The organism is Glutamicibacter sp. AGC84, from assembly GCF_053543575.1.
On the sequence record NZ_JBLVOC010000007.1, the window covers coordinates 55,877 to 65,531 of the forward strand.

The 9,655-nt window shown below is 60.5% G+C and carries 11 protein-coding genes; 6 read left to right on the plus strand and 5 right to left on the minus strand.

Features of this window, described 5'->3' with window-relative positions; translation table 11 throughout:
* Positions 1-107: 107 nt before the first annotated feature.
* Positions 108-2,642, minus strand: a complete 2,535-nt coding sequence (locus tag ACNPN0_RS05595; RefSeq protein WP_105656681.1) for a DEAD/DEAH box helicase — start codon at positions 2,640-2,642, stop codon at positions 108-110.
* Positions 2,643-2,719: 77 nt separating this feature from the next.
* Between ACNPN0_RS05595 and ACNPN0_RS05600 the strand changes: the two genes are divergently transcribed.
* Positions 2,720-3,511 carry a methyltransferase domain-containing protein gene (locus ACNPN0_RS05600; RefSeq protein WP_448938433.1) on the plus strand — a complete coding sequence of 264 codons (792 nt, stop codon included), beginning with the start codon at positions 2,720-2,722 and terminating at the stop codon, positions 3,509-3,511.
* A gap of 47 nt (positions 3,512-3,558) precedes the next feature.
* On the opposite strand, the gene ACNPN0_RS05605 is transcribed toward ACNPN0_RS05600, so the two are convergent.
* Positions 3,559-4,200 (minus strand): phosphatase PAP2 family protein, encoded by a 642-nt coding sequence (locus ACNPN0_RS05605; protein WP_448938434.1) that lies wholly within the window; start codon positions 4,198-4,200, stop codon positions 3,559-3,561.
* Positions 4,201-4,311: 111 nt separating this feature from the next.
* A complete protein-coding gene (locus ACNPN0_RS05610; RefSeq protein WP_388022313.1) occupies positions 4,312-4,965 on the minus strand; it encodes an MBL fold metallo-hydrolase in 654 nt (217 codons plus the stop codon).
* 82 nt (positions 4,966-5,047) lie between these two features.
* Here ACNPN0_RS05610 and ACNPN0_RS05615 point away from each other — a divergent pair, with 82 nt between their 5' ends.
* The 5 genes from ACNPN0_RS05615 to ACNPN0_RS05635 all read left to right on the plus strand — a co-directional run bounded on the left by ACNPN0_RS05615 (position 5,048) and on the right by ACNPN0_RS05635 (position 8,152).
* Positions 5,048-5,425: a GntR family transcriptional regulator gene (locus ACNPN0_RS05615; protein WP_105656678.1), complete on the plus strand. Its 378-nt coding sequence runs from the start codon at positions 5,048-5,050 to the stop codon at positions 5,423-5,425.
* 280 nt (positions 5,426-5,705) lie between these two features.
* Complete coding sequence (locus ACNPN0_RS05620; protein ID WP_448938435.1) at positions 5,706-5,831, plus strand: hypothetical protein; 126 nt, start codon at positions 5,706-5,708, stop codon at positions 5,829-5,831.
* Between the two features lie 760 nt (positions 5,832-6,591).
* Positions 6,592-6,990 carry a hypothetical protein gene (locus ACNPN0_RS05625; RefSeq protein ID WP_388022307.1) on the plus strand — a complete coding sequence of 133 codons (399 nt, stop codon included), beginning with the start codon at positions 6,592-6,594 and terminating at the stop codon, positions 6,988-6,990.
* 193 nt (positions 6,991-7,183) lie between these two features.
* A complete protein-coding gene (locus ACNPN0_RS05630; protein ID WP_388022304.1) occupies positions 7,184-7,618 on the plus strand; it encodes a GNAT family N-acetyltransferase in 435 nt (144 codons plus the stop codon).
* 147 nt (positions 7,619-7,765) lie between these two features.
* Positions 7,766-8,152 carry a hypothetical protein gene (locus ACNPN0_RS05635; protein WP_448938436.1) on the plus strand — a complete coding sequence of 129 codons (387 nt, stop codon included), beginning with the start codon at positions 7,766-7,768 and terminating at the stop codon, positions 8,150-8,152.
* 353 nt (positions 8,153-8,505) lie between these two features.
* On the opposite strand, the gene ACNPN0_RS05640 is transcribed toward ACNPN0_RS05635, so the two are convergent.
* A complete protein-coding gene (locus tag ACNPN0_RS05640; RefSeq protein WP_388022298.1) occupies positions 8,506-8,793 on the minus strand; it encodes a hypothetical protein in 288 nt (95 codons plus the stop codon).
* Between the two features lie 160 nt (positions 8,794-8,953).
* Positions 8,954-9,655 (minus strand): ketopantoate reductase family protein (locus ACNPN0_RS05645; protein ID WP_448938852.1); only part of this gene is annotated, 702 nt, incomplete at its 5' end.

The following is a 9,655-nucleotide window of genomic DNA, read 5'->3' on the forward strand; positions in this document are numbered from 1 at the left end:
CCGGGCGGCCGCCGTGCTCCAGAACCCGTCCATGTAGCCGGTTCCCGACCTCAGTTGAAGCAGGACTTCGTCGGCGCGCCGCAAGATGGCGTAGCTGATGGCGGGCATCAGGAGTCCAGGCGGCCCACCGAAGTCACCTTGACCACAGGTTCGCCCGCCTCGTCCGAGTCATCCAGCGAGATGGTGGCCGTGATGCCCCAGTCGTGGTGCTCGGATGGGTCGGCGAAGATCTGGCGCACCTCCCAGGTGCGCTGGGGCATGTCCTTGATGATGAACAGCTTCGAGCCGCGTCCGGCGGGACCGTCGTCGATGTCCTCGTGCTCGTCGAAGTAGTCGTCCATGGCATCGGCCCAGGTGTCCGCGTCGAAGCCGCTATGCCCGTCGAGCTCGCCCAGGGCCTTGTCCTGCTCGTCGGCGAACAGCTTCACCCGGCGGAACATCTCGTTGCGGACCATCACGCGGAAGGCGCGCACATTGCTGGTCAGCTTTTCCGGTGCCGGAGGCGGTGCGGTTTCCGTTGCCTCGCTCAGCTCGCCGCGGGAGAGCTCTTCCCATTCGTCCAGCAGCGAGGAGTCGATCTGGCGGATCATCTCGCCGAGCCATTCGATCAGGTCTTCGAGGTCCTCGCGCAGCGCGTCCTGGGGAACGGTCTGGCGCAGGGCCTTGTAGGCATCGGTGAGGTAGCGCAGCAGCACGCCCTCGGAGCGGGCCAGCTGGTAGTACTGGACAAAATCGGAGAAGCCCATGGCGCGTTCGTACATGTCGCGCACGATCGACTTCGGCGCCAATTCGAAGTCCGAGAGCCACGGTGCGCCGGAGCGGTACTGCTCGAAGGCGCTCTCCAGCTTCTCGGCCAGCGGCATCGCATAGGTGATTTCATCCAGTGCGTTCATGCGGTCGTTGTAGTCCATGCCTTCGGCCTTCATCGCGGCGATGGCCTCGCCGCGGGCCTTCTTCTCCTGGCCGGAGAGCACCTGGCGCGGCTTTTCCAAGGTCGCCTCGATCACCGAAACGACATCCAGCGCGTAGCTGGCCGAATCCGGATCCAGCAGGTCCAGGGCGGCCAGCGCGAAGGGCGAGAGCGGCTGGTTCAGCGCGAAGTTCTGCTGCAGGTGCACGGTCAGCTCGTAGTAGTTGCCGTATTCGTCTGGCTCATTGCGGCGCACGACCACCTCGGTGGCGATCAGTTCGCGCAGGATCCCGAGGGCACGCAGCTTCAGCTTGCGCTGGGACGCCGGGGTCTCGTGGTTTTCGCTGAGCAGGCGCTGGGCGGCCTCGAACGAATTGTCCTCGCGCTCCAGCAGGTTCAGCAGCATCGAGTGCGAGACCTGGAATGAGGACTTCAGCGTCTCGGGGGCGGCCTCGACGATCTTCTCGAACGTCTTCTCGCCCCAGGTCACGAAGTTCTGCGGCGGCTTCTTCTTCGGGATCTGCTTGAGCTTGGACGAGCCCTCGCCGTGCTTCTTCAACGCCTTTTCCATGGCCTTGTGGTTTTCGATCGCATGCTCCGGAGCCTGCACCAGCACGGTGCCTGCGGTATCGAAACCTGCGCGGCCCGCGCGCCCGGCAATCTGGTGGAATTCGCGGGCGTTCACGATGCGCGTACGGGTGCCGTCGAACTTGGACAGCGCGGTGATCACCACGGTGCGGATCGGCACATTGATGCCCACACCCAGGGTGTCGGTGCCGCAGATGACCTTGAGCAGGCCGGCCTGCGCCAGCTGCTCGACCAGGCGGCGGTACTTGGGCAGCATGCCGGCGTGGTGGATGCCGATGCCGTGGCGCACCAGGCGGTTCAGCGTCTTGCCGAACCCGGCGGCAAAGCGGAATCCGCCGATCATCTCGGAGATCTTTTCCTTCTCCTCGCGCGTGGCCACATTCACGCTCATCAGCCCGGTGGCGCGGTCGATGGCATCGAGCTGGGAGAAGTGCACGATATAGATCGGCACCTGCTTGGTCTTGATCAGTTCCTCCACGGCCTCCTGCACCGGCTCCATGGAGTAGTAGAAGTGCAGTGGGATCGGGCGCTCGGTGTGCGCGACCGTCACCGTTGGGGTGCCGGTGCGCTCTTCGAGTTCCTGCTCGAAGCGGGTGACATCGCCCAGGGTGGCGCTCATCAGTAGGAACTGCGCCTGCGGCAGCTCGATGAGCGGCACCTGCCAGGCCCAGCCGCGTTGCGGATCGGCGTAGAAGTGGAACTCGTCCATGATCACGCAGCCCACGTCCGCCTTGGAGCCTTCGCGCAGGGCGATGTTCGCCAGGATCTCAGCGGTGCAGCAGATGATCGGGGCGTCGGCGTTCACCGAGGAATCACCGGTGACCATGCCGACGTTCTCAGCGCCGAAGATCTTGCACAGGTCGAAGAACTTCTCGGAGACCAGCGCCTTGATCGGCGCGGTGTAGAAGCTGATCTGATCGCGGGCCATGGCGTAGAAGTGGGCTGCGATGGCAACCATGGACTTGCCCGAGCCGGTGGGCGTGGCCAGGATGACGTTGTTGCCGCCGGCCAGCGCCATCGACGCTTCGTCCTGTGCGGGGTAGAGGTTGATGCCACGGGTCGCGACCCATTGGCCGAAAGCCTCGTAGATTTCGTCGTCGGATACGTTCTTGGCGTCTGCTGGCAGATAATCGGTGAGCAACATGATGTTCCTAGCCTATCCGTTGAGAACTATGACTGGGGGCTAGTTGTTGCGTGCGCCTCTCGTTTAGGCTCTGGAATATGAAATGGGATCCGACGAAATACACCGAATTCTCCGATTACCGGGGCCGCCCGTACCTGGATTTGCTGGGGCAGCTGGTCTCGGTTGACGCGTCGAAGATCATCGATCTGGGGTGCGGGCCGGGAAACATGACCCGGCTGCTGGCCCAGCGCTGGCCGCAAGCGCAGGTCACCGGACTTGATTCCTCGCCGGAGATGATCGCCAGGGCCACGCAGAGCGAGCATGAGGAGAACCTGGGCTTCGCGCTGGCCGATGCCACGGCGTGGACCCCTGGCTCCGGCACGGACCTGCTGTTCTCCAATGCGATGCTGCAATGGCTTCCGGGGCATCGGGAGTTGCTGGCCGGCTGGCTGCACAATCTGAAGCCCGGCGCGAACGTGGCTATCCAGGTCCCGGGCAATTTCGGCTCTCCGTCGCATGCGGTGATGCGCGCAGTTGCCGACAGCCCGAAGTGGTCCGGCCAGCTGGCAGGAGTTCTGCGCCATGACGATGTAGTGGGAGAACCGGGCGAATACCAGCGAATCTTCCTGGACGCGGGGTTCCAGGCCAATGTCTGGGAAACCACCTACCATCAGCTGCTCGCGGGGGAGGACCCGATCCTGAACTGGGTTCGCGGGACGGCGCTGCTGCCCATTCGCCACACGCTCAGCGACGAAGACTATCTGGAGTTCGAAAACGACTACCGGGCCGAAGTCTCCAAGCACTACCCGTCATTTGCTTCGCAGGACGGTACCGTCCTGACGAACTTCCCGTTCCGCAGGATTTTCATGATCGGGCACAAGCTCGGCTGATTCGCACCAGGCTCGGCATCGTCAGAGCGCTTGGAAGGTGAGCTGGCTCAGCGATTGTTTCCCGCCAGGCACCTTTGCACGATGCCGGGCAGCACACGGACGCAGACCAGGACAACCAGGATGCCCAACGCAACCCCGGAGTAGACATCGTGGACGAAGTGGGCGCCTACGCCCACGCGGGATAGGGCAATCAGCAAGACGGCCGGTATCGCGTACTTGGCCAGCTTCGGAAGGGCCAGCGTGCAGGCTGCGGCGACGCCGGCGGCGAGAACCGAATGGTTGGAGGGCCAAGACCAGTCGCCTGCTTCAGGGCACGCCACTGCGGTGAGAGCATCCAGGGCGCGGCAGGGGCGTTCCTCGGCGACCAGGATCTTGGCCAGCTCGCTCAGGCCATAGGCCGCTACCGCGCCAGTCGCGCCTGAAACCAGGCGCCAAAACGCAACTCGGTCACGGAACCAGCACAGGACCGTGAGCGTGCAGGCCCCGGCCATCAGCATCAAGAGCAAGATCTCGGAAAAGAACACAGCCGCCGCGGAGAGCAGCGCCGACTGGGCAACAGGTCCTGAAATGCCCAGATACAAGGCATCACGCAACGGATAGGCGGCTAGCGCCAGGAAGGCGAGGACCGCGACGATGATGGCTGGTCGTGATGGGGCGATGGCAATTGGTGCGGAGGACGGAGAATTCACAAGTGGTGATTATACGGATCTGATCCGGCGGCAGGCATCAGCCGGAAGAGGTCCCGCACCATTAAACGCTGCTGCCAGCGGCACGGATGCCGCTGGCAATGCAGCCAGGGGCTACCACCCGCGTTCGCGCCACTGCTCCAAATTCGGGCGTTCTGCCCCCAGTGTCGTCGAATCACCGTGCCCCGGCAGAACCTGGGTTTCGTCCGGGAAGCGGTCGAAGATGCGTTCGGTGACGTCGGTGAGCAAAGAGAGGAACCGCTGCGGGTCCTTCCATGTGTTGCCCACGCCTCCGGGGAACAAGCTGTCGCCGCTGAGCACCACCGGCTGGCCGGAGGAATCAACCAGCGCATAGCCGAGCGAACCCGGCGTATGCCCTCGCAGATGGATCGCCTCGATGATCACATCGCCCAGCTTCAGCTGGTCGCCGTGATTCAGCGCATGGTCGATCTTGACCCCGGATTCTCCAGCGATGCCGGCCACGTCCTCTGCACCGGCGTAGGTCGGCACCGGGTACTTCTCCACGGCTTCGGCCAGCGCGCGCACGTGGTCCCAGTGCTGATGCGTCGTGGCGATGCCGATAAGGCGCGGATCGCTCGCGTCTTCACTGGCCGCCTGGATGAGCCGCTCGATGGCCGGCATGTCATCCGCCGCATCCACCAGCAGCTGTTCGCCGGTCTTCCGATTAGTTACCAAGTACACGTTGTTTGCCATGTCGGATACTGAGACCCAACGGACGGTCACATCGTTCAGCAATAGTTCGTTCATGCAACCAGACTACGGTGCAGATCCCGGCTGACGCGATAGGCTCGGATAAATGCCAAACACAGTCCAAAGGATGGAGTGCAGGATGACCGAACTGGAATTCATCAAGATCGAGCCGAACTCGGGCGTGGCGCCGTATCAGCAGGTCCGCGAGCAGATCCTCTCAGCAATTGCCAAGGGCAAACTAGCTCCGGGTACCAAATTGCCGTCGGTTCGTGCGCTCTCGGGCACCTTGAACCTCGCGGTGAATACCGTCGCCAAGGTCTACAAGGAACTTGAGCTGCAGGGCGCAGTGGTCACCCGCGGCCGCCACGGAACCGTGGTCCAAGCCGCGGAGAATCGTGCAGAGCAGGAAGTCAGCGATGCGGCCGCCGATCTGGCCCGCATCGCCCAACTGTGGTCGGTCGACGAAGCAACCGCGGTGAAGTACTTGCGAGCGGCATTCAGTTCCCTGCCAAGGTAGCCCCGAAGCGCCTCTGGAAGTGATTCCGGGAACCAGCCACAGGTGGAACCCGATGAATGCGAATCGGAATGAGGGCATTCGTTCCTGCAACAGCCCCGTGGCGATTGACTGGCCATGGGAGCAGGACTAGGAACCTTGCGGGTTCACCCAGCTCCATCTGCCAATAGCCAACGAGCGTAGTTTCCCCATCGGGGTGGGGATTATCCGCGCGCCCGCCGCTATCCGAACCAGTGGTCAATTCAACGGCGAACTGCAAGAGCTCGCCCGCGAAAAGAGGCCATTGGCGATAACTGGAGAGATTGCGGACTGGAGCCTGGGCGACGAGGCCAACGCGCTGCGCCGGGCCGATCGTGGCTGCACCGTCCACGCCTCCGAAGCCACCTGCTGGCATCCATTGGCGTTGTGAATATGTGCGCTCCGCTTCTCGGCCCAGACCCCCTACGTCGCCCTAGGGAGTGGGAGCTTTAGAACCCAGGCATGCTTATTTGAAACGAGTACCATGCACGTGGGGGAGAATGTTCTGGCTTGTCGGCCAGATGGGAAACATGCCGAACGCCGTGGAGCACGGTGAGGTAGTCCGCTTCATAAAAATGAGGCGACACCGGTGGAAAGGTCTCAGCGCAGGATCATGAAACCTAGCTCGTGAAATTACGGCGTTATGCGTTGTATTGCTGAATCATTGCCGGGATGGCAGTTAACATCGTGAAGAGCGCCAAGGCGGCAATGGCGTATCCCACCACGAGCGCAACGATTGCCAGCCGGCGGCCGCGTCCGCCCCGTAGGGTGATCTGGCTTAGCGCGACATGGCCTGCGCCCACGGCCAAGATGGCCTGACCTGAATTTCCAAAGAACCATAGGCAACGGAGTACTTGTTCAGTAATCCCGTATCCGTGTATGACGAGACTCTTTGCGTTGCCATGCGGTTCCTCCCTCAATTGCTGTTACGACGGAGTCTAGACGCCTATTCCCTCGAAAGGCCAGGGAGCCAACAAGCTGGAAGGGTTCGTGAGCTTCGGAGCGAAAGTACTAGTACTGGTAGTGCTCGTCCGGCTTGATATTTCGAAATGAGCTTGGTGGTCACGCGCTGCGGGGCAAGAGCGCGGACTGATTGTGGTTGGCCTAGATGCATGAACGAATCCTAAACGAATGATGCTAGATTTTGGCTCATGAAAGATGACCAAAAGGTACTGGACTACCTCGCCCAGCTGAAGGAGCAGCTTGAGAAGGTCATCATAAACTTACCGAAGGAAATTAGCGCTCAAGTCTACGTTCGTAAGCACCATGTTCATTTAGATCTTCAAAGTCACCGTCTTAGTTTCTTCACACTGGTAGTAGGCGGCGAAGCGCCGGAGCTCGTCTATGATGGGCGATATATGGGATTTCGAACGATTCACGAAGGCTTGGACGAAGTCATGGAATTCGTGGAAGAAACGATCGATGACGTTGCGACTTTTGTCCTGAGTACGAAGCCGCTACTAGCTCATAAAAGATCCGTCTTTCGACGCGCTTTTATTTGCATACCGAGCAATCACGGAGCGGAATGGAAGCTCAAGCAGTTCAGTTAACGCATTGGCGACTGGGAACATTGTCCGGGCTGGCCAGCAGTACTGCCCATTGTCCTCCGTTCTGTGTCGCCCGAACGTGAACCCCGGTGCCAGGTGCTCGTCCCCATCCGAGTATGCTCAGGACTACCTTGCGGACGACGCGGTGCTGGCACTTGAACTGATCCGGGAGTCCTCCGAGTACTAGAATTAGGCCATGGTTTCTATCCGCACAGCCGTTGATACCGACTATTCTGCTTTACTTGCGATTTGGCGCCGCTCAGTCGAGGCGACACACGAGTTCTTGACTCCAGCGGATATCGATTCCATTGAACTGGACGTAGCAAAATATTTGCCTCAGATGTCCGATTTGCGCGTTGCCGAAGTAGTTGGGCAACCGATGGGGTTCATCGCGATCGAGAAAGACATTGTTGAGATGCTGTTTGTTGATGCTTTTGCACAGGGGCGTGGGATTGGGAGCGCTCTGCTTAATTCGGTCGTCACCGGCCGTGAATCCGTACGAGTCGACGTCAATGAACAGAACCCATCGGGACGAAACTTTTACGCCGCGAAGGGATTCACGCAAATAGGTCGGTCCGAAACCGACGGGGAGGGCCGAGGGTTCCCAATTCTGCACCTCGTGAGCAGGTAGGCGCATTAACCACAAGGCTATCCGGGACAAATAGATACCGCCCCATTTGCCTGTGCCCTAAACGAGCGCCTGCAAGGGGAACGTCCGACGGGACCCAAAATTGCTAGCGACCGCTAGACCCTGTATTCACTCTGGTAGAACTAATGCATGCGATGGATTGAGAAATGGTTTGACGAAACTGACTGGCCGAGGGATCCTTTCTTGGATGAATTCCGTGATTCAGTTTGGGAGCTCACGCTCGCCGGAGAGACCAGAGGCTGGCTGACCACTTCGATCACTATTATGCGATCGTTCCCGTTTTTCTGGGACAAGCAAGAGAATTTGTGGTCCCAAATTCATTGGTTAGACGGCGGGCATGAATTACCGGAGGAGGATTACGCGCCGGGATGGTACTCAGTCGAAGAACTGCGAGAAGGGCATTTCGTCTCCGATGATCCCAGGAATGGTCAAGAGACCAGCTTTACTGCCACCAGAGTCATCGGTACCGAGCGCGACCAATTGTGGAATCAACTGGATCACGGAGTAATTCGATAAACCGTGAGTTGCACAGATTACTGTCCTGTTCAAGAAGCGTTATTGAGACGTTTTCCCTGCACCTTGCCGGGCAGATTGTTCTTCTAGGAGCACAAGGGCTTTTTCGCTCGCATTCCTGATCCGATTCAACGCACCAATGATGCTTATGCTCGCGAAGAGATTAACGAGAATTAGAACAACGAGAAACCAAGTGTTTTCCATGCTGCAACTCTTCCAGATCTCCCCACCGGCGTCTATCGAGGACGCTCAGCACTGCGGAGAGGCCCAATCAGGTCAAATCAGGCATGCATTCCAGTCGCCGAACGTTCAGCGGGATGCTTAGATCGGTAGGATTCCATATTCTCCCTTCATGATCACGGTTCGAGCAATGGGCTTGGCGGCAATGGCGTTTCCTCACCGGTGGGCTCCTGCCCGTGCAACGGGCACATTCCGATTCCGCCTCCATAGTTGTACTCGACCCAGACCACTTCTTGGCGTTCATTCCTATTGGCTTCCGCCCACGCAAGAACGTCTTCCACGCACGCTGCGTTCTCGATCCGGTGCTCGCTGCTGTCGCAGTTTTCATTCCAGAAGTCCACGCGGTACACCGGAGTGAGGTTTTCTTCGCTGACATAGCGCGGATCAATGGGGGATATGTTCATGCAGGAATCCACTCACCGTCCCGCAAGTGGGTCGATGGCCGGTGGACAGATTCTGGGTGAACGCACGCATGAAGTTCAACGCCTGGCCGGTCCGCAAGCGGAACCCTGACCGGGGCAATACTGGCGAAACCACAGCGCCGCCCCAAGAAGGCGAGAGCCGTTAGGCTGTGGCGTGCTCGGCGGCACCGTCGAGCAGGGTCATAGCGCGGTAGATGGTGTGGTGGATGGGGACATGGACTCCGTGATGCTGCGCCAGTCGGACGACGGTGCCGTTTTGCTCCTCAAGTTCCGAGGACCGTCCTGCGGCCAGGTCGCGTTGCATGGAGGCGGTGCTGTCCGGGCTGAAGGCGTCGAATTGTGCCATCATCCGGGCCACGTCCGATTCTCCCAGATTTGCCCCGGCATGGCCGGCGAGGGTAGCAACCTCTCGCATGGCGTCTTCGACCAGGGCGCGGGTTTGCGGGTTGGTGCGGGTTCGGCCAACCGGTTCGCGGCATAGTGCGCCGACTCCGCCGTAGGAGGTGATGAGCATGAATTTTCGCCACATGTCGGTGATGATGTCGGCCGAAACCGTGGTTGCGACTCCTGCTGCGTCCAGGGCGTTGGCCAGTTGCGCGGCCCGGGTTGTGGTTGTTCCGTCGAGTTCGCCCAGGGTGATGGCTGGTTGCCCGCCGACGTGGTGGACGGTGCCGGGTTGCTGGAGGTAGGAAATGATCATGGCGACCCCGCCCAGGGCGTGGCCCGGACCGACCGCTTCGGTGATGCGCTCGGAGGCCGTGACGCCGTTTTGCAGCGGCAAGACAGCGGTGTTCTGCCCAATCAAGGCGCGTGCCCCTCTCATGGCGGCGGCGACCAGGCCGGC